Raw genomic sequence first — 22,076 nt, 5'->3', positions numbered from 1 at the left:
AGGTTTATCGAAGGTGACCGTCGAGTGGTGGGAGGCATTCTTCGACGACGTCTGGCTCGGGGGCGGCTTCGGCTCCGCGGGCGGGGAGGCCCCGGTGGAAGAGATAGACTACCTCTGGCGGCAGTTGAAGCTGCGCCCCGGTTCCCGGCTGGCCGACATCTGCTGCGGCATCGGCCGGCACTCGATTCCGCTGGCCCGTCGGGGGGTGGAGGTCACCGGAGTGGATTTCTGCGCCGATTACCTCGAGCGGGCTGAAACTGGCGCCGCCGGCCTGCCGGCGGTCTTCGTCCGCGCCGACATGCGCGATACGGGCCTGGGAATGGGCGCCTTCGACGCGGTCATCAACGTGTGGACCAGCTTCGGCTACTTCGCCGACGAGGGCGAGAACGAGCGGGCGATGGCCGAATGGTCCCGGCTCCTGCGTCCCGGCGGTCGCCTGGTCATGTCCCTGGTCAACCGGGACGGCTTGATGAACGACTTCCAGCCGCACCGGGGGAGCGTCCGCGACGGGTGGCTCCTCATCGAGAACTCGGAGCCTGAATATCTCACCGGCCGCATTAACAGCCGCTGGCTCTGGGTCTCCCCCGCCGGGGAGCGCCTCGACAAGGAGATGAGCATTCGCCTCTACGCCCCGCACGAGCTGGTCCAGATGGGCGCGCGTCACGGCCTGGAAATCGTGGACGCCCACGGCAACCTTCTCGGCGAGCCCGCCGGGCGCGAGCACGCCCACGTGTACCTGACCTTCGCGAAGGCCTGATACCGGGCATACGCGGGGGTCGTTTTTCGACGCGGCCCCCCCCTTTCGGATATCCGGTGGAGGAAAACAGTTGATTGCGTGACTCGTCCAGCTCCAGGTCGGCGGGTGATTTCCCCGCGATGGCGTAAAAAAGGTGGCCGCAGGGGCCACCTTTCGATTTTCCAGGCTCGTCACAATCTCCTCGGGACACTCCCGATATAAAGGTGGCCTCGTGGGCCACCTTTCGTTTCGGTTTTGGGGTGCGCGTTACCGGGCGACGATGAACCGTTGCGTGAGCACGCCCTCCCGGGCTTCCAGGCGGATGATGTACACGCCCGCGCTGGCTCCGTCTGCTTCCCAGGCCAAGGTGTGCCGGCCCGCGGCCAGCTCGCCGGTCTGGACGGTCGAGACGCGGCGCCCGGCCAGATCGAAGACTGCCAGGGTCACGTCCTGCGCCTCGGGCAGGGTGAATGCGAAGTTGACCCTGCCGGAGGTCGGATTCGGGAAGGGCCTGTCGAGCGCCAAGGCCAGGTCGGCGGAGGGACGGTAGGACACCTCGGCGGGACCGTAGGAGACGGTCGTTCCGTCGGGTTTTAAGCCCTCGATGTAGTAGTCGTAGTCGCCCTCTTCGGGCCGGTCGAGCCAGGCCCCGAGGGTGCCGCCCCGGAGGGATTCGGCGTTGAGGCGGAGCCTGGAGAGGTCGTCGCCCTCCGCGGCGCGGTAGACGTTGAAGCCGGCGAAGCCGTAGTCCGCGGTCCATGTAAGCATGACGCCGTCCGAGGTGAGTTTGGTCCCGATGGAGACCCAGGAGGCGCTCTCTTCGGGCACGTTCACCTGGATGTCGTCCACGTACCAGCCTTCGAAGGTGGTGTCGGCGTCGGAGACGAACCGGAAGCGGAATTGCACCACACTGTCGGCGTAGGCGGTCAGATTGAGCGCACAATCCATCCATGAGTTCTGTGTGCCGTCGTGTTCGGCGAGAAGGGTCCAGTCGGAGCTGTTGTAGATTTCGACGTAGCCGATGTCGTGGGTGGACTGCAGATCGTACCAGGTCCAGTAGCGCAGCTCCGCGGAGCTCGGGTCAACGTACACCGGGGGCGAGTAGAGGGAGGCGTTCAGGTTGTTGGTGTAGTCGTCACCGCCGGGTCCCCCGCACTTCCACGAATGGGTGGGTGAATGCGAGCGGTATTCCTCGATGTGCCACTGATCGTTGTCGCCGGAGTGTGTCCAGTACCACTCCCCGCTTTCCACGTCGTCGTCTATCATGTCGGCCGGCGTGAAGAGGGTGAAGAAGAGGTCCTGGGAGTCGAAGCCCTGGGATTGCACCGTCAGGGTGAACTCGTAGGACTCGGGGGCCTCGGCCCAGGAGCCGACGTTAAAGCCGAAGGTGGACGAAGCGGTGCCGCCGACGGGGATGGTGCCGAAGTCACCGTCGCCGTCGGTGATCGTGATGTCGGGGCTGGAGCAGGTGAGGGTGCCCGTGGTGCTCGATCCGGGTCCCTCTCCGATGTTGCCGATGGTGACCTCGACTTCCACGGCCTCACCGGGCTCGATCAGGCCGTCGGAGTCGGAGTCCGAGGTGATTGTTACGCCGTCGAGTTCGAAATCGGGCTCATCGGGGGGCGGACTGCCCAGGGACTCAACCGCGGCCAGGACATCCAGACGGCCCGAGCCGTAGTCGTTGTCTTTGCCGGGATCGCCGAGGTCGAGGGCGGTGTCCTCCAGAATCTGCTTCAGCTTCTCGGGGGTCAGCGAGGGATCGGCGTCCAGGAGGAGGGCGCAGGCGCCGGCGACGTGGGGGGTCGCCATTGATGTGCCGTTCCACCCGCCCTGATACGCCGTGTCCGAGGAGACGTAGCAGCTCTTGATGTTGACGCCGGGGGCGGACACGTCGGGCTTGATGCAGTCGTCGGCACCCCACTCGTCGGTGGGTCCACGGCTGGAGAAGCTGGCGATTGTGTCGCTGGAGTCGGTGGCGCCGACGCTGATGATTTCTGGCACGTTGCCCGGTGTGCGGAGCGTATTGGGGTTGGGTCCCTCGTTACCGGCGGCGATGACCAGGGTTGTGCCGGCGGCGATGGTGTTCTGGGCGTTGGTGCGCCAGGTGGGCTTGTCCGGATTCCAGCTGTCCAGCCAGCCCAGAGAGTTGGAAACGACGTCCGCGCCGAAGTCCACGGCGCCTTCCCAGGAGGCCCACACGGACAGTTCTCCGGTGTGGTTGCCGTACATGTACAGGCGGTGGGCGCCGTATGTGAACTCCGGAGCCACGCCGGCCTGGGTGCCGGCGGTGCCGTCGGAGCCGACGCTGCCCGCGCAGTGCGTGCCGTGTTCCTCACCGGATTGGAAGTAGGGGTCGGAGTCGTAGTCCGCGTAATCGTAGCTGATCGAGGAGTCGTAGTGGCTGTAGAGGTCCACGTGCGTATAGCGCTGACCCGTGTCACCGATTACCACGGCGGCGCCGTTGCCGGTGTAACCCAGGTCCCAGACGTCGGGAGCGTTTACCTGTTCCACGCCCCAGGCGATTTCGCGGCCGTTGTCGTAAACGGTGAGCGGTTCGGCGCTTTCCCCGGCCTTAAATCCGAGCCCGATCCACTGGCCCTCGCCGTCGGCGCCGCGGGTGATGCGGGCCACCTCGGGCCGTTGGGCGACTTCACGGATCGCGTCCGGGGTCAGCTCGGCGAAGACGAAGTTGGAGATCCAGAAGGGGTGGTAGGCGCCCACCGAATCGTTGGTCTGGTTGGCGGACAGCCACCGCAGCAGGCCCTCCTGCTCGGCTGCGGCCGCGTTCTTGAGCCAGCTCGTAACGGCCGCCCGGGCCTCGTCCTTCGTGCGGCCGAGCCGGAGCTGGGCCGTCGTCGCCCGGTCGAGCTGGGTCCGCAGGGTGATGTAGCAGGGAAGCAGCTCGTTGTCGGCACTCGTGGCCATGTAGCCCTGGAGGTAATCGGTGAGCTTGGCCTCGGGCTCTACGGCGAGGGAGCTGAAGGCTAAGGCTAACACCAACAATATCAATATCTTCCGCATAAGACCCCCATTGGTGTGGGTTATGTTTTCGTTAAGGTTTGCCTTTGTAAACTAACAATCATCACAAGCTAACCTAGCGGAAAAAAACCAAATTGTCAAATTTATCTTCGAGCGCGAAAGGGCTGATAGTTAGACTTTTGCCAATATATAACGCCCTGAGGCGTCGGGACGCCGTAGTTTTTACTTCGCAAGAAGTGTGCAAAAAGGGGGGCGTGACCCCCTTTTATTGTCAAACCAGCCGCGTAGGGCCTATTCGCCGCCGGCGCTGGCGATGCGTTCCAGCTTGCTCACCAGGGCGGCCGTGTCGGGATCGTTTTCCACCACGTCGCGGATTTTATTGTAGCTGTGGATGACGGTGGAGTGGTCGCGCCCGCCGAACTGGAGCCCGATTTCGTGGAGCTTCGCATTGGTCAGGTTTCGCGCAAGGTACATGGCCAACTGGCGCGGGAATACGACGGAGGCGTTGCGCGTTTTGGATAAAAGCTCACCCAGCGCGACCTCGAAGTGGTCGCAGACCACCCGCTGAATCGTCCCTATGGAGACCCGGGGGGCTTCGCGACCGAGGATGTTGGACAGAACATCGCGGGCCATCTTGGCGGAAATCGGTTGCTCGCTGATGGCGCTGAAGGCCGAAAGGCGAAGAATCGCCCCCTCGATGGTGCGGATGTTGCTACGCACCCGCTGGGCGATGAGGTCAACCACCTCGTCGGGGAGGCGGATGCCCTCGTTTTCGGCCTTGGCCTGAATGATGGCGATGCGGGTTTCGATGTCCGGCGGCTGGATGTCTATCACCAGACCCCATTCGAAGCGGGTGACCAGCCGCTCGTCGAGCCTGATCTCCGCCGGAGGGCGGTCCGAGGTGAAGACGATCTGCTTCGAGTTGTTGTAGAGGGTGTTGAATGTGTGGAAGAGCTCCTCCAGCGTCGCCTCTTTCCCGGCCAGGAACTGGAGGTCGTCTATGAGCAGGATGTCCAGGTTGCGGTACTTGGCCCGCAGGTCCGAAGAGCGGTCGTAGCGGATGGCCTCGATGAACTCGTTGGTGAACTCCTCGCTGGTGACGTAGGCGGTGCGCAGCTCCCTGCGTGTCTGGAAGGATTCGTGGCCGATGGCGTGGAGGAGGTGGGTTTTGCCCAGCCCCACGCCGGCGTAGATAAAAAGGGGATTGTAAATCTGGCCGGGCCGCTCGACGACGGCCTGGGCGGCGGCGTAGGCGGTGGAGTTGCCTCGCCCGACCACGAAGCTCTCGAAGGTGTACTTGGGGTTGTACGGGTTACGGGGCGAGATCGGCGTCTTTCCCCCTCCGTTGTTCCGGGCCACCAGAACAACCTCGAGGTCGCGGCCGCTGACGTTTGCGAACTCCCCCGATATCTGCTCGAGGTAGGTTGAGCCCAGCCAGTCTACGTAGCGCTGGTTGGGCACCTCAAGGGTGACGAGGTCCTCAGTTAAGGACCGGGGCTTGATGAGGGAGATGTAGGATTTGTAATGGTACGGGTCTATTCGGGGTTTCAGGTTTCCGCTGACCTGGGCCCAGAGGTCCTTAAGCCGGTCCATGATCCTTTGTCCGTTCGTCGTTTGCCGGTTGACGCCTATTTGGAAACAGGTTGATTGAGAGGGGATTTTATATACGCCTGCCGCGTCGCGCCCGTTTGTCCACAAAAAACGCGGGCTGTATTTTTGGGTAACTCGTGGCTTTATACGGGCCGGGTGCGGAAGCGGGGGGAGTTGTCAACTAAGAGGCGCTAGTTATCCACAAGTTGTTAACACCAGATGTAACAGCGATTTATGTTAGCACACCCAAAAAAACGGCTCAAGGGGGTGCGTGGGGTTTTTTACCCCGGCGTGGGTGTAAGGGCTTGGATAACAACGAGGAAAAAATTTATCGTGAATTTCGTCACCAAACGACGACCCCTCGGACGGGTCTCTGGTCTTTTCGGGACCCAGACGCGGCGCCGCCTTTACTCACCCCGCGAGGCGTCGTATAATCCGCCCATGCTGGAATTCTGGCGCCTCCTCTACGACCTCGTTTTCGTTCCGGTCGTCCGCCTCGCCGCTTCCTTCGCCGTCTTCGCGAACGCCGACGTTCGTTCAGGTTTCGCCGCCCGTCGGGGGTGGCGCGCCGGGCTGACGGAGGCCGTCGGACGTCTCGGGCGGGGCAAGCCGCGACTGTGGTTCCACTGCGCTTCGCTGGGGGAGTTCGAACAGGCTCGACCCATCCTCGCCGAGCTGCGTCGGCGCCACGGCGACCGGTTGATCGTCTATTTGAGCTTCTTTTCCGAGACCGGTCTGCGACACGGCCGCCACGGGGGTCTGGCCGATCACGTCTTCCTCCTGCCGCTGGATTCACCGGCGGCGGCTCGGCGACTCCTCGACCTTATTAAGCCCCATCTGCTCTGTGTCGTCAAGTTCGATCTTTGGCCGGAGCTGGCCTGGACGGCTCGGGAGGCCGGTGTCCCCGTGGCCCTGATCTCGGCCGCCGTCCACCGGCGTTCCGGGATGGCCCACCCGCTCCTGCGCGGTTTTTATAGGGCGGTCTTACGCGCCTGCAGCTTCATCGGCGCCGCCGACGCCCCGAGTGCCCGCTTCCTCCGGGCCGTTTCGCCCACGGGGGTGGAGGTTACCGGCGATTCCAAGTTCGACGCCGTCCTGTCGCGCCGCGATTCGGCCGGCGGGCCGCCCATCCGCTTTGCGCACGCCGGAACTGTCCTCGTCTGCGGCAGCACCCACCCCCCCGACGAGGAGGGACTCCTGCCCATCCTCGCGAAACTCCTGGCCGAGCGGGAAGATCTGGTGGTAGTCCTGGCCCCCCATCACGTTGACGGGGGGCACCTGGGGGGGATAGAATCATCCTTGACCGCCCGGGGTGTGACCCCCGAAAGGCTGACGGCCATCGTTGAGCGGGGAGGAGCCGTCGCGGGCAGACTGGTCCTCGTGGACACCGTGGGTTGCCTCTTCGAGCTTTACTCCCCGGCCCGGGTGGCTTACGTCGGCGGCGGTTTTTGGGACCGCGGTCTGCACAACGTCCTGGAACCGGCGGCCTTCGGAGCGGCACTGGTCTTCGGACCTCGAATCGGCAATTCGGCGGAGGCGGTGGAGCTCGCCGGGATGGGCATCGCCGAGCGGGTCGAGGATTTCGACCAGCTCGAAAAAACGCTGCGACGGTTGTTAAAAGACCCGTCGGAAGCCAGATCAAAGGGCGCCGCCGCGCGAAAGTACTGCGAGGAGCGGGCCGGCGCCTCCGCCCGCATCGCGGACCGACTGGAGCGCCTGTGCGGTTTGTCAGCTCCTCACCGGGGAGGCCGCGGGAATGACGGATAGGTTCAAGCTCCTGGCGCTCGTCGGCTTTCTCTGCGCCCTTATCTTCGCGATCGCCTGCGAGGACTCCTCCACCGTGGAGGGTAAGTTCAAGCTGGGCGTCATCTACGGCCTGGGTGGCAGCAACGACAAATCCTTCAACGAGGCGATAAAGCTGGCCGTGTCCCGCTCGGTGCGCGACTACAGGGTCAGCCTCACCGAACGGGAGCCCCGCGACCAACAGGAGCTCCAGAGCTTCCTGGAGGAGCTGGCCGCGGACGGTCTGGACTGCATCGTGGTGGCCTGCGACCCCTCCGACCTCGAGCCGGTGGCCCTCGCCCACCCGGACCAGCACTTCATCCTGGTGGACGGGGAGGTCGAGATGGACAACGTCGTCGCCCTCTCCCTGGAGAGCCGTCGGGCCGCGGTCTCCATGGGCGTCATCGCGGCGATGACCACCCGGACCGGCCGGATAGGCTTCATCGGGGCCTTCGAGGACCGCTCCAGCCGGCGGGTGCTGGCCGGCTACCAGGAGGGGGCGATGATAGCCGCCGGGCTCCTGCGCGACGAGGGGCGGGAGATCCCCGAGATCGAGGTCATCGCGGATTTCATCGGCTCCGGACCCGATGCCCTCAACAACCCGCAGCGCGCCGAGTTCCTGGCACGCAAACAGTACGGCCGCAACGTGGACATCATCTTCGCCTTCTGCGGCAAGAGCGCCGAGGCGGTCTTTCTGATGGCCAAGAACTACAACCGGCTGGCCATCGGAAGCGACCTCAACCAGAACTGGATCGAGAAGGGGCACATCCTGACCAGCATGCTGCGCAACATCAACGACGCGGTGTACGACGTCATGGAGAAGACCATCCACGAGGGCTTCACGGGCGGCCTGATTGATGTGCCGCTGGGCAACAACGGCCTGGGGTACTACGTGGACCGGTACAATGAGGCGCTAATGCCAGAAGGGGCCGAGGAGATGGTCCGGCGGGTCTTCGCCGAGATGGACGCCCGGGAAGCGGAGCTTCTGGCGGAGGAGCCGGCGGCGGAGTCGGTGCTCTGAAGATTTTACGCGGTCGAGGACGGGGTTGGGGCTGGCAGGTTCCGGGGCACGGACGTGATAGGCTCGATCGGGGCGCGGGTGCGAGAGACGGGATTAATTCTTGGGGGACGGTAGGTTCCGGGCTACCTAGAAATCTCAAGTGTCAGGGCGGGATAAACCCCGCCTGTTTTCGTCGAACAGGGCCGTCAGCGGCCGGACAGCTCTTTCAGCTTGTCTCCGAAAGGCGGCCGGATGACCCCGCGTTCGGTGACGAGGGCGGTGATGTAGCGGTGCGGGGTCACGTCGAAAGCGGGGTTGAAGACGGCCACCCCCGGCGGCGCTGTCTGCACGCCGCGGAACCGGCGGACCTCGTCGGGATCGCGCTCCTCGATGGGAATCCCGTCCCCCGAGGGCAGGCCGAAATCGAAGCTGGACAGCGGGGCGGCGACGTAGAAGGGCAGGCCGTGCTCCCGGGCCAGAACGGCCAGGCCGTAGGTGCCGATTTTATTCGCCGTGTCGCCGTTGGCGGCGATGCGGTCCGCCCCGGTAATCACGCAGTCCACCAGACCACGGCCCATCACCGCGGCCGCCATGTCGTCGCAGATGAGCGTGACCGGCACGCCGGATTTTTGGAGCTCCCAGGCGGTCAGCCGCGATCCCTGCAACAGGGGCCGCGTCTCGTCGGCGTACACGCGTATTTTTTTCCCCGCCTCCACCGCGGCGTAAATCACGCCCAGGGCGGTGCCGTAGTCCACGGTGGCCAGCCCCCCGGCGTTGCAGTGGGTGAGAACGGCGGAACCGTCCGCGAGGAGAGCCTGACCGTGGCGCCCGATGGCGCGGCAGCTTTCCCGGTCCCGAGTCATGATTTCCAGCGCCTCGTCGAGGAGAGCCCGCTTGACCGCCTCGGGCTCCGCGCCGGGCATCCCCTCGGCCACGGCCGTCATCCGCTCAAGGGCCCAGGTGAGGTTGACCGCCGTGGGGCGGCTCGACGCCAGGTAATCCCCCGCTTGACGAAGCGCGTTTTTGAGGCTATCGTATGTGGGGTATGCGCCGTACCGGACGGCGATGTAGAGCCCCAGCGCAGCCGCCACCCCGATGGCCGGGGCGCCCCGGACCTCGAGCCGCTCGATGGCCCGATGGACATCCTCGACGGTCTCCAGGACGACGTAGCGCTCCTCGGTCGGCAGCAGGGTCTGGTCGAGGATGACGAGTGAGTCTTTTTCCCAGGCGATGGTCTTCACCGGCACGGTGCGACCTCCGGTAGGGTTGACGGATCAACCATCCCATCTCGGGGGCGTCCTGTCAAGACCCGTGACATGATGGAACAAGACGATAAAGGTTGGCGCGGAATTAGCCGCTTCCTGCTCCTGTCCCTTCTGGTCAACCTGCTGATAATGATGTGGGTGATCAGGGTCGGGGTGGCGCAGGGGGAGCCGCCGAACCGCAGCGGCGGGCCCGTCACCGTTCTGTCAATCCTCACCGAGCGGGATACCGAGCCGCAGCGCCTGGCGACCATCCGCCAACTGATAGACGGGATCACCGAGCCCATCGTGGTCAACGACCGGGACATCGAGACCGTCGAGGAGGAGGAGCAGCCGGAGGCCGAGAGCGCTCAATCCCAGCCGGCCGTGGAGACTTTCGATTTCCGCTACGATTACAACATCCCGGCCGTCATAGTCCAACCTGTTCTCGTCGGCGGGCGACACGACCCGGTCATGCCGGAGTCCCTCGCCAGCTCCCGGTGGGAGGGTACGGTCACGTTGGGTCTCCTGATAGACGCCCAGGGGCGGATGGTGGACCTGTGGGTGGAGGAGTCCTCGGGTCGAGAGGACGCCGACCGGGACGCCCTCGTCTGCTACCGCGACACCCAGTGGCGGCCGGCCACCGTGGACGGACGGCCCACAGTCTGCCGGCTATTCGTCAAGGTGCCCTACGATCAGGCCTACCAGAGGGCCGGGTTCTGACCGGGTCGTTGTGACGGCGCGGTCCGGTTTAACGGCAGCCGACCAAGGCTGATTTTTTAGTGTAAAATCAGACCGGACGTCGCCTGCGCTTTATCCAAGACCGGCGGGATGCTTCAGCATTCGCCACCGGCCGCAGTTGGGAGAGGTCAACCGCGTGAAATCGGGTGTCTTGCGGAGCGGGATACTCCTGTCCGTCCTGGCGCACCTGCTTCTCCTGCGGGGGCTGGTGGCCGGGCCTGGCTCCGTGGAGCCGCCGGCCAGGAACTGCCGCGAGCTGCCCATCGCGGTGAGCCTCGAATCCTCCGAGGCGGTCGTCGAGCCGCCGGGAATGCCCGAGGCCTTGAGCCCGGCGACCCCGGTCGTATCTGGTTCGGTTGAGACGGAGGCGGCCGCGGCTTCACCGGAAAACCGATCCCGGCCGCTCTCGACCGAACCGGTCGGCCTGGGCGAGCCGATCGAAGAGACCGACCTCGATCCCTCCTCCGGTACGCCCTCGACCGCCCGTGTGGTCGAGCCGACCGGTATCTTCGTCCCCGACGCCCCGCCCCTGAAATTGAACGACCGCCGCTGGGAAGGAGAAGTCAGGGTGGGCGTTTACGTCGCCCCCGACGGGCGGCCGGGGAAGGTGTGGATTATCGAGAGCTCGGGCCGCCGCGAGGCCGACCTGGACGCCCTGGCATTTTTCGCCAAAACGCTGTGGCGTCCGGCCACCGTCAACGGCGATCCGGTGGGCTGGGTGCTGGAACGGACCGTCGCCTACCGCCAGCCGGCGTATTTCTGGTGAGCCGAACGGTTCCGAAAAACGGAGCGGGCCGCGGGGCCCGCTTTTTTATCGAATATCGAGCTACAGATCCACACGGACCTTCAGGTACACCTCGTCGTTGGTCTCCATCCCGGCAAACTTGGAGTCGCCTTTTCCTTCGAGCCAGTATCCGCCAAGGATCACGTCGAGACCGGTTAGCGGTGAGTACGTCAGCTCGGGCAGCAGGATGAAGCCCCAATTCTCGTCGAAGGTTTCGAAGTCGGGCACCTCCACCCCCGCGGCCAGGCGGATTTTCAACACGTCGTAGAAGAGGCCCTTCTCCAGTGCGAGGACGAAGTAGTCGCCCATTTCGGCGGCGCCGCGCTCGTCGTACAGCCCGTGGACGTACTGGAGCTGCGTGTACCAGCCGTCGAAGCTGTAATCAATCCCTCCCATCCACTTGAAGAAGGCGCCCTGCGGATAGAGGACCGTTTCGGTGGTGCCCAGGGGGCTGGTCTGGGTCTGGAGGATGTCCTCGGGGTAGACGTAGGCCGCCACCTCGCCCCACAGGCCCAGATCGAAAACGTCGGCGGCGAAGGAGGCGCCGACGATGTGCCGCCGCGGGAAGGTGCCCCGGGCGGTGACGTTCACCGGAATGTTGAAGGGCGGTGCGTCGGGGTCCACGGTCACATCAACGGTCATGCCGGTGGCCACGGGGAGGTGCTCCCGGGTGTAGAGGTAGGCCAGCTCGAGGTCCACCGGCCCCAGGCTGCCCCTGACCCGGGCGCCGTACTGGGCCGATTCGGCCAGGGAGGATTCCGGCTGCTCGATGGGTGTGGATAGCTCCGACAGCCACAGCGGAAAGCCCATGTAATCGCCGAGGTCCATTTCCGGGACCTCCTGCCACCGCTCGGCGGGGAGCCGGGCCGGGGTGAAGCCGGGGATGAAGACGCCCTCCAGGAACCAGGTGCCCGAGAACCAGCCGGTCAGGCGCACCATGTTCACTCCCAGGTGCTCGCCGAAATCCAGCGGGTCCTCGTAGTCGCCGGGGTTGACCTCGTCGTAGGTGCGCAGCTTGTCGCCGACCCCCCAGCCGATTTCCTGTTTGCCGATGGAGATGTCCACCGGGTCCAGGGGGAGGCCGTAGAGGTTGAGGTAGGCGCTCTCGAGCTCCAGGCTCCACGGGTCCACGTAGCCGATGTACTCCAGGTCGGCCGAGGAGGAGGCGGTGGAAAACCCCAGCCCGCGCAGGCGCAGGCTGCCGGCGGCCTCGGCCTTCTCCCACTTGGTCGCGACGGAGAGGCTTACGTCGTTTTCGTTGTAGGTGAAGGTGTGAGGCGGCTCGGTCAGGTGGCGCAGGTCCGCGGTGATGACGGCGCCCAGCTCTATCTCGGGGACGAGGCCGGAGTCCTCGACCACCGCGCCCGAGTCGGTTTCGTCGGGGTACTCGACTTCGCCCTCCTGTGCCGTCGAGGCGGCCGCCAGGAGCGCCGGTAAAAACACGATGGGTAAACGTTTCATGGATACCCCCGTTTATTTCTTGAGTTCGCGCTGGCTGAAGAAGGACGACTCGAGGCCGGTGTCGTACTCCACGCTGGAGATGGTTATCCGGGTCTTGTGGCCGTTCCCCTGGTTGACCATCAAAAGGGCGCCCAGGGTCGTGTAGCCGTCCCTCACCGATACCGACCCCGTGGTCATGCGTTTCACGAGCCCCGAGGAGTCGTAGAAGTCTATGCGGTCGAAGACCCAGGTATCCCGGTTGACCCACATGTAGAGGCTCGAGTAGCCCGTGTCCGCGCCGGATTTCGGGACGAGCTTGAGCTTGTACTGCGCGTCGGTGGTCTCCACCAGCTCCGCCGTGTAGTCCGCGGAGTAGTCGTAGCTCGCCATGTCCGCGTAGCTGAAGTCGGTGTTGTGAAAGCCTTCGTTGCGGGCGTGGCCGGCGATGCGGCGGACGTCGGCCCGGCTGGGGGAGTAGAAGTACATCTCGTCCTCGCCCAGCACCAGAAAGCCGATGCCCTTCACCGAGGACGGGGAGGTGTACTTGATCATCCGTTTCTCTTCGCCCAGGGTCCAGATTTTAATCGTCGAGGTCTGACTGGAGCCGTCGGCATCGGTGACGGTTATTTTATAAACCGCGGTCATGTCTTGGGCGCCGGTCAGGGTGTCGGCTATTTTGTCCAGAATCCCCTGGGCGGTAACGGCCGGGGCGGGCGCGCACGTGAAGATGAACAGGGTCAGGGTGATTGCCGCTAAGGATTTCATTCTTTCTCCTTCTCCGGGACGAGGGGCTTAAGCCCCTTGTTGAAGATGAATTTCGGCCGGAAGGTGAAGTAAATGGCCGGGAGGATGACCAGCGCCGCCAGGGAGCTGGCGATCATGGTCACCGCCACCAGTACGCCGAACTGGCGCAGGGGGATTATTTCGCTGGCGAGGAGCACCAGGAAGCCCGCGGCGACGCTCGTGGCGTTGATGATGACCGCGCGACCGGTGGTGGCCAGGACCCGCTCCAGCGCCGCGACGGGGCTTTCCGACCGCCCGAGCTCACGGCGGAAACTTTCCGTGAAGTGGATGGTGTAGTCCACCCCGATGCCGATGACCAGGCTGGCTATCATCATGGTGACGAAGTCCAGCGGGATGCCCCACAGGGCCATGATGGCGAAATTTATCAAAATCGTCAGCAGGATGGGAATCGAGGCCAGCAGGCCGCCGACGATGTTGCGCATCACGGCCAGGAGGAGGAAGAAGACCAGCACGTAGGCGATGGCCATGGAGACCTTCTGGTTATCCACCAGCTTTTGTTCCATGACGCCGAAGATGCGGGGGAAGCCGCTCTGCGTGACGAGCAGGGGGACGATTTCCTTCGGGGGCTCCCCGGTCAGGCGCCAGGCCATGTCCGACGGCACGTAGGCCGTGCGGTCGGTGAGCTCGAAGAGGGCTCCGCGCAGGTCGGAGACGAACTCCGCGTCGGCGGAGAACGGCTCGGGCAGCCTCCCCAGCACTTTTTGCGTCCAGCGGTCCACCACGCCGTTCTGGATGTTGTGGGTCGTCCGCTTGGCGATGATGTCGGCGAGCCAGTCCGGGTCGTCGGGGTATTCTGCCAGGTAGCTTTCGGGCAGGGCACCCTCGATGGCGGCGGAGATTTCCGCCGGGTCGGGGTACAGGTCCCCGCCGGGCCGCCAGACGCCGGCGACCGTTTTTCCCAGGCGCTCCAACGCGGGCCCGTCGTCCAGGAGCACGTCGCCGGAATTTTTCACGTAGTTCTCCAACCAGGGGGTCAGGGTGCCCGCGATGGTTTCGGCGTCCATCGAGACCGGCTCGCCGAGCCCCGCCTCCCGTAGCGCGAGCAGGGCCTCCTCCCGGCTCAGATCCAACCCCCGGTACAGCGCGTCGCGGGAGAGTCCCCAGGCTATCCAACCGAGCTGGTAGTCCCGCAGCACGTCGAAGGCCGTCCGCCCCAGGTCGGCCACGGTCACCGGCGATTCCAGCCGCGGTACGTCGGACGCCAGGAACGCCGACAGCACCTGGGTGTGGGCTATCATCTCCTGGGTCCGGGAGCTGGAGACGTTGGTGACGATGACCGCCTCGGTCTCCAGATTTTCCCCATCGTCGGTCTGTGCATCGTCGGGTGCCGGCGTCGGGTAGAAGGCGGCGAGACGACGCGTAACCTCCGGCGGGTAGTAGTCGCCCCGGGCGACCAGGTTCTTCAACAGGTCGTTGCCCTCGATGAGGTAGAAGAGCTCGTTGACCCCGTCGCGGGTCGGCGGGATGCGGCGCTCGTCGTACAGGTTGAAGCAGAGCTCGCGCAGGAGCGCCCCGATGCTCTGGGCTCCGTGACCCACCTGGGAGCGCATCAGCTTCTCGATGCGCTCCATGCGTTTTAAAACGCTGGGGTGGCGGATGTCCCCCTGCACGTACACCTGCATCGGGACGCTGCCGCCGAAGTGCTTCTCTATCACGCGCTCGCTGGCGCGCATGGTGGAGTCCTCCGGGAAGAACTCGACCAGGTTCACCTCGCGCCGCACGTAGGGAAGGGCGACGACGCCCGCGGCGAAGAGGGCCAGGACGCCTAAGCTGATCAGCCTGGGGTGTTTTTCGATGAAGCGGGCCGTTGCGTGGGATATCCTCCCCGGCTCGACCATGCGGTTCACGAAATCCCGCTTCACCGAGCCGCCGATTATGGCCAGGACCGCCGGGACCAGGGTCAGGGAGATGACGGTGGCGCCGAAAACGCCGAAGGCGGCGAAGAGGCCCATCTCCCGGATAATCTGGATATTGGCGCTCGCCAGGGAGCCGAAGCCGACCACCGTGGTCAGCCCGGCGAAGAGCACTGGCAGACCGACGTGGAAGAGGGCGCGCCGGGTCGCCTCGCGCCGGTCGTCGCACTGGCGCCTCTCGTCCACGTAGCGGCTCACCACGTGGATGGCATAGGCCGAGCCCACCGCCACCAGCACCACCGGGAGGACGCCGGTCAAGAGCGAGATGGGGGTTCCCGTGAATCCCATGAGGCCCAGGCTCCAGACCACGGCGAACCCCACGCCGGCCAGCGGAAGGAACACGCCCGCCAGACGGCGGTAGAAGAGTCCCAGTACGAGTGCCACCAGGCCGAAGACCACGGGGGTCAGAAGGCCCATGTCATCGAGGACGATCTCGTCCATGTAGTAGATTTGGAAGGGCAGACCGGCGTAGTAGAGCTTCACGCCCGTATCGGCGAACCCATCCTCGGCCATGCGGCGCAGCTCCTGGCCCAGCGCGACCCGGTCCACGTCCCCGGTCCCGCTGAGGCGGACCAGGATGACCGCCATATGACCCGATGGCGAGACGAAGATGCCTGTGTACATCTCCTTGTCCAGGATGTAGCCGCGCAGGGCGTCTATCTCCTTCTGATCCGGCGGCTCGCCGGGGTCGAACAGGTCGCCGACCTCGATGCCGCCCTCGGTCTTTTTTATGTCCATCATCTCGGTCAGGCACAGGACGGAGTCTACGCCCGCCAGGGTCTCGGCCTTCCGGGAGAAGCCCCGCATCGCCCCGAGAACGTCGCGACGGAAGACGTCGTCCGCCTCCAGGGCCACTAGGGCGACGTCGTTGCCGCCGAAGGTTTCTCCCATATAGTCGTAGAGCTTCACCACCGGCTCTTCGGGATCTATGGAGGCCATGAAGTCGGTCTTGACCTTCAGCTCGCCCATGCCCCAGAAGAAAAAGCCGGTCACGGCGAGGACGGCGATGAGGACCGGCCAGCGGTGGCGGACGACGAAAACGGCGATTTTTTCCAAGATTCCCCTTCGGCGGTGTCAGTCTATCTTCAAGAGTCCGTGGAAGAAGACGTTCAGGAGGTTGTTCATCGCGCCCTCGGCCCCGACGAGGCGCACCTGCTTGATCCAGTACTCGCCCGTGGATTCGAGAACCGCGACCAGAATCATCGAGAGCAGCTCGACGTCCACCTCCCTGAACTCCCCGCGCTCGATGCCGTAGGTGAGGATTTGGCCGAGGAACTCCATCTCCTTGGTCTTCAGCTTCCCGAGAATTTCGGTTATCTCTGGAAAGAGCTCGTCCAGGACGCCCTGCTGGATGTTTAAAATATCCAACTCCTCGCCGAAGACCTGGTAGCGTATCTGTATGTAGGTGCGCAGCTTCTCCCGGGCCGACTCGATCTTGTCCAGGGCCTCGGTGATGCGTTCGATGGCCTTGTCCACCTCCTCGCCGACGATGGTGTCCCAGATTTCCTCTTTGCTCTTGAAGTGGAAGTAGACCGTACCCTTACCGACTTGAGCGGTATGCGCTATCTCGTCCACCGAGGTCTTCCGTTTGCCGAAACGGATGAAGAGCTGCTTGGCTCCGTCGAGGATTGCCCTCTTAGTGTTCTCGGACATACCCCCCCCTTTTGGTCAGGTCGGTAGCGAAACCGGACAACCGACTATATGTGCATTTCTGGTCGGTTCGTCAGATAGTATAGATGGGATCGGGACGGTTTTCAACCTTTTTTCGACGCTGCCGGAAAAGGGGTGGTGGGTGCCGAGGTCGGGACCGCGGACTCCCTTGACACGGCCGGGGTTTTGCTGCTAAAGTACCCCCTCGCAACGTCAACGAGACCCGTGGGAGGCTTAAATGACCTACGAAGAGATCGAGGCCAAGGTTAAGGAGATCGTGGTCAACGAGCTCAGTGTGGACGCCGATCAGGTGACGCCTGACGCCGCCTTCGTGGACGACCTGGGCGCCGATTCCCTGGACACCGTCGAACTCGTCATGAAGCTCGAGGAGGAGTTCGACATGGAGATCCCGGACGAGGACGCCGCCAGCATCCGCACCGTGGGCGACGCCATCAAGTACCTCCAGGATCACGTCAAGGAATAGGAATCGTCGAGGTTGTCACCCAATCCGGGCGATGACCGTGTATAACGGCGTCTCGCAGGGACGCCTTTATCAAACTCCGAGGTGTGTCAGATGACCCGACGAGTCGTCGTCACCGGCCTGGGCGCCGTGACCCCGGTCGGTCTGAACGTCAAGGAAACCTGGGACGCGCTCCTGGCGGGGAAGTCCGGCGTGGCGACCGTCACCGCCGTGAATCCGGAGCAGTACCCGTGCAAGGTGGCGGCCGAGGTCAAAGGGTACGACCCCCTGGCGACCATCGAGGCCAAAGCCGCCAAACGGATGGGCCGCTTCGTCCAGTTCTCTCTCACCGCCTCCCTGGAGGCCCTGGCCGACGGTCACCTCACGCTGACCGACGTGGACCGGAACCGTTTCGCCGTCATCATCGGCGTGGGCATAGGCGACATCAACTACCTCAATGAGACGGCGATCAAGTTCGCGGAGCGCGGCCTGAAGGGGATAAGTCCCTTCTTCATCCCCCAGGTCATCGCGGACATGGCCGCGGGGCAGGTTTCGATCAGCCTGGAGCTCAAGGGGCCCAACTACTGCACCACGTCGGCCTGCGCCTCGGCGACGCACGCCATCGGGGAGGCCCTGGACCACATCCGCGCCGGACGGGCGGATATCGCCATCGCCGGCGGGGCAGAGGCGGCCATCGGTAACCTGGGCTTCGGCGGATTCTGCGCCGCCAGGGCCCTTACGACCAGGGACTGCCCCCCCGAGGAGTCCAGCCGGCCCTTCGACGCCCTGCGCGACGGGTTCATCATGGGTGAGGGGTGCGGGATTCTGCTCCTGGAGGAGATGGAGCACGCCAGGGCGCGAGGCGCGAAAATCTACTGCGAACTGGCGGGCTACGGCCTGACCGGCGACGGCTACCACCTCACCGCCCCGGCGCCCGGTGGCGATGGGGCGGCCCGGGCGATGGCCATGGCCTTGAAGGACGCAGGCCTGACCCCCGGTGACATTGACTACATCAACGCCCACGGCACCTCCACCGAGCTGAACGATAAATTCGAGACTATGGCCATAAAGTCCGTCTTCGGGGACCACGCCCGCCGCCTGGCGATAAGCTCCACCAAGTCCATGACCGGCCATGGTCTGGGGGCTGCCGGCGGTATGGAGGCGGCGGCCACGGTGAAGAGCATCGAGGAGGGGATCGTTCATCGCACGGCCAATCTCACCCACCCCGACCCGGAGTGCGACCTGGACTTCGTTCCCGAGGGCAGCCGCAAGCTGGAGGTAAGGGCCGCCCTGTCCAACAGCTTCGGCTTCGGCGGCCACAACGCGGTCATCTGCTTCAAGCGGCTGTAATCCTCCCGCGGTTTTAACGAGCGGCCCCGAAGGGTCGCTTTTTCTGCGAGGGGCCGACACCGGTTGGCGGAGGATGGCTTTAATCAGGTTGACGCACGGCGGATGTGTGCCGACCTACGTTCAAAGCCGCAACGGGTAAACCTCAATCCCTCGTCAAAGATTAGAACGGGTCGTTCCCTGAAAAGTGGAAAAATCGCCTGGTCACCGCCGCGACAACACCTCTTCGGTCCGGGATGAGGATGAAATCCCATAATCGAGTTGACGAGTCGGATTTCTGCTGCTAACCTCCGCGGTGAGGGGAGTGATAACCGTGGCCGTTCTGCCCATCTTCTGCTACGACGACGATGCGCTCCGCCGGGACAACGGGCCGGTGGACGATGCCGCGTCCCTGGTCGAGCTGGCCCGGGACATGGGGGAGACCATGATCGCCGCACGGGGGCTCGGGCTGGCCGCGCCCCAGGTGGGCCGCAACGTCCGTCTCATCGTGCTCCACCCCCGCCTCATCCCGGGAATCACCCCGGACGAAAACGCGGCGCCGGTCCCCATGGTAAACCCCGAGTACGAGCCGCTGGGGGGGCTGTTCTCCGATAAAGAGGGCTGCCTGAGCCTGCCCGAAATCTACGGCCGCGTGGCCCGGTACGAGAAAGTCCGCGTCCGTGCGCGGGACCTCGACGGCGGAGAGCTGGATCTGACGCTCGAAGGGCTGGCCGCCCGCGCGATTCAGCACGAGGTGGACCACCTGAACGGCATCCTCTTCGTGGACCGCCTGTCCAAGGCCCAGCGGATGCTCCTGAACCGCAAGCTCAAGGCCCTGGCCGCCCAGACTCAGCGCGGCTGGCGCAGAATCGTTCCCGACGACCTGGGGGAGTGATGGGACCCAGGCTGGTATTTTTCGGCACGCCGCAAGTCGCGGCCCGCGCCCTCGAGGCCCTCGTCACCGGGGGCTTCGATGTAGCCGCCGTGGTCACCCAGCCGGACCGCCCCGTGGGGCGGGGACAGAGAATACGGCACACCCCGGTCCACGAGTCGGCAGAAAAGCTGGGCCTGACGGTTCTCCAGCCGGAGAGTGCCAAGGACGGAGAACTGCTTGAACATCTCACCGCCCTCGCACCCGACCTCTTCACCGTGGTGGCCTACGGCAACTTCCTCCCCGAGAAGCTGCTGGCGGTGCCGCGGCTGGCGGCTCTCAACCTCCACTTCAGCCTCCTCCCCGCGTACCGCGGCGCGGCCCCGGTGAACTGGGCCCTGGTGGACGGCGTGGATAAAACCGGCGTCACCGTCCAGCGCATGGTGAAAAAGATGGACGCCGGGGACGTCGTCCTCCAGCGGGAGCTCGCCGTCGGGTCCGACGAGACGGCCCCGGAGCTCCAGGAGCGCCTGACGGACCTGGGAGTACCTCTCCTCGCCGAGGCGGTTGAGCTGGTTTATTCCGGGAACGATACCCGCACACCCCAGGACGAGTCCCGCGTCACCTTCGCTCCGCTCCTGAAGCGTGAGCACGGCGGCCTGGACTTCACCCGGCCGGCGCGGGAGCTCTACGATCGCTGGCGGGGATTATCGCCCCGGCCCGGCGTCTTCTGTCTTTTGGGAGAAGAGACCCTCAAGGTCCACCGCTGCCGTCCGGTTCCAGAGCAAACCTCCGAACCGCCCGGCGCGGTCTTCCGTTGCACCGAAGACGGCTGGCTCGCGGCCTGCGGCGGCGGGTCGGTGCTGGAGATTCTCGAGGTCCAGACCGGCGGTTCCACGCGGCTTTCGGCCAAAAATTTCGCCAACGGCCGGCGCCTCAAACCCCCCTTCCGCCTCACCCCGGTCGTCCCCGCACCGCGCGCGTAGCCCCTTGCCCCTACCGGCCATCTCGTTTATACTTTTCTAAAATAACCGCCCGAGCGTACCGCCGAACGATGCGATTCGCCGTATCCATCTTTCTCCTGGTCCTCGCCGCGACATCCCGGCCGCTCTCGGCGCAGGAGGTCGAGGTTTACGAGTTTGTCGCCGACCCCATCATCATCTCCGCCCCCCAGAGCCGGGTGGCCCCCGACCTGTACCGCGCGCCGACCGGGGCGGACTCGCCCGAGGAGCGGCTTCAGGCCGGTTTCGACGCCTTCGCCGCGGGCGATTACACCCTTGCCCTGGCCCGCTTCCGCGAGGTGGACCGGGACCACCCCTTCTACCCCAACGCCCTCTACGGCAGGGCGCTGTGCCTGGACTACCTCGGCCGACCCGAGGAGGCGGTGTACGAGTACAACCGCCTGATCCTCTTCTCGTCGGAACTCCCCGAGGGGGACGAGGGGAGGCTCTGGCGCAAGCTGGCGCTGGAGTCCCTGGTCCGCCTGTTGTACTTCAATCCGCCGGGGGACATGCTCGACTACCTCCAGCGGATTCTCGACGCCCTGAACTACAAGGACGCCCTGTTCATCCTCGGCGGCATCTACCGTGAGTACGGCGACTACGCCGGGGCCCTCGGCGTTTACGAAAATCTGTACGCCCACGCGCCCGACGTGCGGACGAACGAGAGGCTCCTTTACGCCATGGCGGAGATCAACGAGCTCGCGGCTCCCATCTCCGACGACCCCGGGGCCGTCTTTGACAAGGCGATGGATCTCTATCTCCAGGTGGTCGAGCGCGGGGAGGAACTCCTCACGGAGAGCCCCGGTGACGAGGAGGTGGCGTATTACGTGGTCCGCTCCCTCGGACGCCTGGGGCTCCACCACCAGGAACTGGCGGAACGCTACGAATACGGCGGGGCGTCGTACCTGCCCGAGGTGGACCGCGAGGCGGAACTGGAGCTTCTGATTGCAGAAACGGCCGCCTCCGCCACCGACCGCTCCTACATCTACTCCCGCAACCGCATTACCCGTTTCCTCGACAGCTACATCGGGGTCATCGCCTACGTCTACAGCGTCCACGTGCCGGTCAGGGACCCGAACCACCGCGTCGAGGTTCAGATAACCATCGAGCCCGACGGCACGGTGTCCGACGTGGCGCTCCTCTCCAGCAACACCCCGGCGTACTTCACCGACCGGCTGCTGGATTTGATCGCCGCCTGGCGCTTCCCCCGGGGACGCAAGCGGGTGGTGGCGGTGTACCCCTTCGTTTTCTCCGGCGAGTTCTGACGCCGAGGTGAACCGTTGCGTAAATTGATCCGGCCGGTCTTTCTCCTCCCCCTCCTCGCGGCCTGCGGGCCGCAGACGGGCCCCCTCGAGCACCCCGGTCTGGAGAAGGAAATGGCCCGGCTGGAGTACGAGCGGGCCGCCGATTACTACGGCGCCTACATCGAGCGCATAGACGAGTTTCCGAATCTCAGGGAGCGGATTCCCCCCGAGGAGCTGGCGCTGGTGGGCTACGGCTACGGTCAGTGCCTGGCCGAGCTGGCCTTTGCCGAGCCGGTGGAGGAGAGCCCGGCGGCGAAGTCCAAGGCCTCGCGCCTGCTGGAAATGGCCGGGGACGCCTTCCTCCTCGCCGCGGAGCAGAATCTGGCCGAGTACGTCCAGCCCGCCGTCTATTCCGCGGTCCGTGTGTACAAGCAGGCGCTCGACATGGAGGGGGGAGACCGATCCGGCCTGGCCGCCAGGACCCTGGCCGTCTGCGCGACCTATTTCGACGAGA

At 64.9% G+C, this 22,076-nt stretch carries 18 protein-coding genes; 11 read left to right on the top strand and 7 right to left on the bottom strand.

Annotation, left to right across the window (positions count from 1 at the left end; all coding sequences use genetic code 11):
- The first annotated feature begins 13 nt into the window (after positions 1–13).
- On the top strand, positions 14–757 hold the full coding sequence (locus tag VM054_08070) for a class I SAM-dependent methyltransferase (protein HUT99016.1): 744 nt from the start codon (positions 14–16) through the stop codon (positions 755–757).
- A gap of 246 nt (positions 758–1,003) precedes the next feature.
- Here VM054_08070 and VM054_08065 read toward each other — a convergent pair whose 3' ends face one another.
- The gene (locus VM054_08065) at positions 1,004–3,757 is read right to left on the bottom strand and encodes a S8 family serine peptidase (GenBank protein HUT99015.1); all 2,754 of its coding nucleotides are present in this window, start codon (positions 3,755–3,757) and stop codon (positions 1,004–1,006) included.
- Between the two features lie 249 nt (positions 3,758–4,006).
- Complete coding sequence (gene dnaA, locus VM054_08060; protein ID HUT99014.1) at positions 4,007–5,308, bottom strand: chromosomal replication initiator protein DnaA; 1,302 nt, start codon at positions 5,306–5,308, stop codon at positions 4,007–4,009.
- A 438-nt stretch (positions 5,309–5,746) separates the two neighbouring features.
- Between dnaA and VM054_08055 the strand changes: the two genes are divergently transcribed.
- Together VM054_08055 and VM054_08050 are read left to right on the top strand one after the other, a co-directional pair.
- The gene (locus tag VM054_08055; GenBank protein ID HUT99013.1) at positions 5,747–7,072 is read left to right on the top strand and encodes a glycosyltransferase N-terminal domain-containing protein; all 1,326 of its coding nucleotides are present in this window, start codon (positions 5,747–5,749) and stop codon (positions 7,070–7,072) included.
- A complete protein-coding gene (locus tag VM054_08050) occupies positions 7,062–8,108 on the top strand; it encodes a BMP family ABC transporter substrate-binding protein (protein HUT99012.1) in 1,047 nt (348 codons plus the stop codon). Before VM054_08055 ends, VM054_08050 begins: the two co-directional genes overlap by 11 nt.
- A gap of 185 nt (positions 8,109–8,293) precedes the next feature.
- Here VM054_08050 and mtnA read toward each other — a convergent pair whose 3' ends face one another.
- Positions 8,294–9,334 (bottom strand): S-methyl-5-thioribose-1-phosphate isomerase, encoded by a 1,041-nt coding sequence (gene mtnA, locus VM054_08045; GenBank protein HUT99011.1) that lies wholly within the window; start codon positions 9,332–9,334, stop codon positions 8,294–8,296.
- 72 nt (positions 9,335–9,406) lie between these two features.
- Between mtnA and VM054_08040 the strand changes: the two genes are divergently transcribed.
- Entirely contained in the window at positions 9,407–10,051 is a 645-nt protein-coding gene (locus VM054_08040; protein HUT99010.1) for a TonB family protein, read from the top strand.
- 154 nt (positions 10,052–10,205) lie between these two features.
- Positions 10,206–10,835: a TonB family protein gene (locus VM054_08035; GenBank protein HUT99009.1), complete on the top strand. Its 630-nt coding sequence runs from the start codon at positions 10,206–10,208 to the stop codon at positions 10,833–10,835.
- Positions 10,836–10,895: 60 nt separating this feature from the next.
- Here the strand turns inward: VM054_08035 and VM054_08030 are convergent, their stop codons facing one another.
- From VM054_08030 to VM054_08015, 4 genes are read right to left on the bottom strand one after another with little or no spacing between them, the layout of a single operon-like run.
- Entirely contained in the window at positions 10,896–12,314 is a 1,419-nt protein-coding gene (locus VM054_08030) for a DUF1302 family protein (GenBank protein ID HUT99008.1), read from the bottom strand.
- A gap of 12 nt (positions 12,315–12,326) precedes the next feature.
- A complete protein-coding gene (locus tag VM054_08025; protein ID HUT99007.1) occupies positions 12,327–13,058 on the bottom strand; it encodes an outer membrane lipoprotein-sorting protein in 732 nt (243 codons plus the stop codon).
- Complete coding sequence (locus VM054_08020; protein ID HUT99006.1) at positions 13,055–16,066, bottom strand: MMPL family transporter; 3,012 nt, start codon at positions 16,064–16,066, stop codon at positions 13,055–13,057. Before VM054_08020 ends, VM054_08025 begins: the two co-directional genes overlap by 4 nt.
- Positions 16,067–16,084: 18 nt before the next feature.
- Complete coding sequence (locus VM054_08015) at positions 16,085–16,663, bottom strand: TetR/AcrR family transcriptional regulator (GenBank protein ID HUT99005.1); 579 nt, start codon at positions 16,661–16,663, stop codon at positions 16,085–16,087.
- A gap of 235 nt (positions 16,664–16,898) precedes the next feature.
- On the opposite strand from VM054_08015, the gene acpP reads away from it, so the two are divergent.
- The 6 genes from acpP to VM054_07985 form a co-directional block, all read left to right on the top strand.
- The gene (gene acpP / locus VM054_08010; GenBank protein ID HUT99004.1) at positions 16,899–17,144 is read left to right on the top strand and encodes an acyl carrier protein; all 246 of its coding nucleotides are present in this window, start codon (positions 16,899–16,901) and stop codon (positions 17,142–17,144) included.
- A 90-nt stretch (positions 17,145–17,234) separates the two neighbouring features.
- A complete protein-coding gene (fabF, locus tag VM054_08005; GenBank protein ID HUT99003.1) occupies positions 17,235–18,470 on the top strand; it encodes a beta-ketoacyl-ACP synthase II in 1,236 nt (411 codons plus the stop codon).
- Between the two features lie 310 nt (positions 18,471–18,780).
- Complete coding sequence (gene def / locus VM054_08000) at positions 18,781–19,341, top strand: peptide deformylase (protein ID HUT99002.1); 561 nt, start codon at positions 18,781–18,783, stop codon at positions 19,339–19,341.
- Positions 19,341–20,303, top strand: coding sequence for a methionyl-tRNA formyltransferase (fmt, locus tag VM054_07995; GenBank protein HUT99001.1), 963 nt, complete (start codon positions 19,341–19,343; stop codon positions 20,301–20,303). Before def ends, fmt begins: the two co-directional genes overlap by 1 nt.
- Before the next feature lie 68 nt (positions 20,304–20,371).
- A complete protein-coding gene (locus tag VM054_07990; GenBank protein HUT99000.1) occupies positions 20,372–21,583 on the top strand; it encodes a tetratricopeptide repeat protein in 1,212 nt (403 codons plus the stop codon).
- Between the two features lie 15 nt (positions 21,584–21,598).
- The coding region (locus tag VM054_07985) for a hypothetical protein (protein HUT98999.1) at positions 21,599–22,076 on the top strand (478 nt) is incomplete at its 3' end.

Source organism: bacterium (assembly GCA_035528375.1).
Taxonomy (GTDB): Bacteria; RBG-13-66-14; RBG-13-66-14; order RBG-13-66-14; family RBG-13-66-14; genus RBG-13-66-14.
Note: the sequence above shows the minus strand (reverse complement) of the source record. Positions and strands in the feature narration are given on the sequence as shown.

What these genes read in the sequence shown, in the direction of transcription:
- VM054_08050 (HUT99012.1), top strand. Translation starts at nt 7,062, where the DNA reads ATGACGGATAGGTTCAAGCTCCTGGCGCTCGTCGGCTTTCTCTGCGCC.
- VM054_08015 (HUT99005.1), bottom strand. Translation starts at nt 16,663, where the DNA reads ATGTCCGAGAACACTAAGAGGGCAATCCTCGACGGAGCCAAGCAGCTC.
- VM054_08025 (HUT99007.1), bottom strand. Translation starts at nt 13,058, where the DNA reads ATGAAATCCTTAGCGGCAATCACCCTGACCCTGTTCATCTTCACGTGC.
- dnaA (HUT99014.1), bottom strand. Translation starts at nt 5,308, where the DNA reads ATGGACCGGCTTAAGGACCTCTGGGCCCAGGTCAGCGGAAACCTGAAA.
- VM054_08030 (HUT99008.1), bottom strand. Translation starts at nt 12,314, where the DNA reads ATGAAACGTTTACCCATCGTGTTTTTACCGGCGCTCCTGGCGGCCGCC.
- acpP (HUT99004.1), top strand. Translation starts at nt 16,899, where the DNA reads ATGACCTACGAAGAGATCGAGGCCAAGGTTAAGGAGATCGTGGTCAAC.
- VM054_08055 (HUT99013.1), top strand. Translation starts at nt 5,747, where the DNA reads ATGCTGGAATTCTGGCGCCTCCTCTACGACCTCGTTTTCGTTCCGGTC.
- VM054_07990 (HUT99000.1), top strand. Translation starts at nt 20,372, where the DNA reads ATGCGATTCGCCGTATCCATCTTTCTCCTGGTCCTCGCCGCGACATCC.
- VM054_08065 (HUT99015.1), bottom strand. Translation starts at nt 3,757, where the DNA reads ATGCGGAAGATATTGATATTGTTGGTGTTAGCCTTAGCCTTCAGCTCC.
- fmt (HUT99001.1), top strand. Translation starts at nt 19,341, where the DNA reads ATGGGACCCAGGCTGGTATTTTTCGGCACGCCGCAAGTCGCGGCCCGC.
- fabF (HUT99003.1), top strand. Translation starts at nt 17,235, where the DNA reads ATGACCCGACGAGTCGTCGTCACCGGCCTGGGCGCCGTGACCCCGGTC.
- VM054_08040 (HUT99010.1), top strand. Translation starts at nt 9,407, where the DNA reads ATGGAACAAGACGATAAAGGTTGGCGCGGAATTAGCCGCTTCCTGCTC.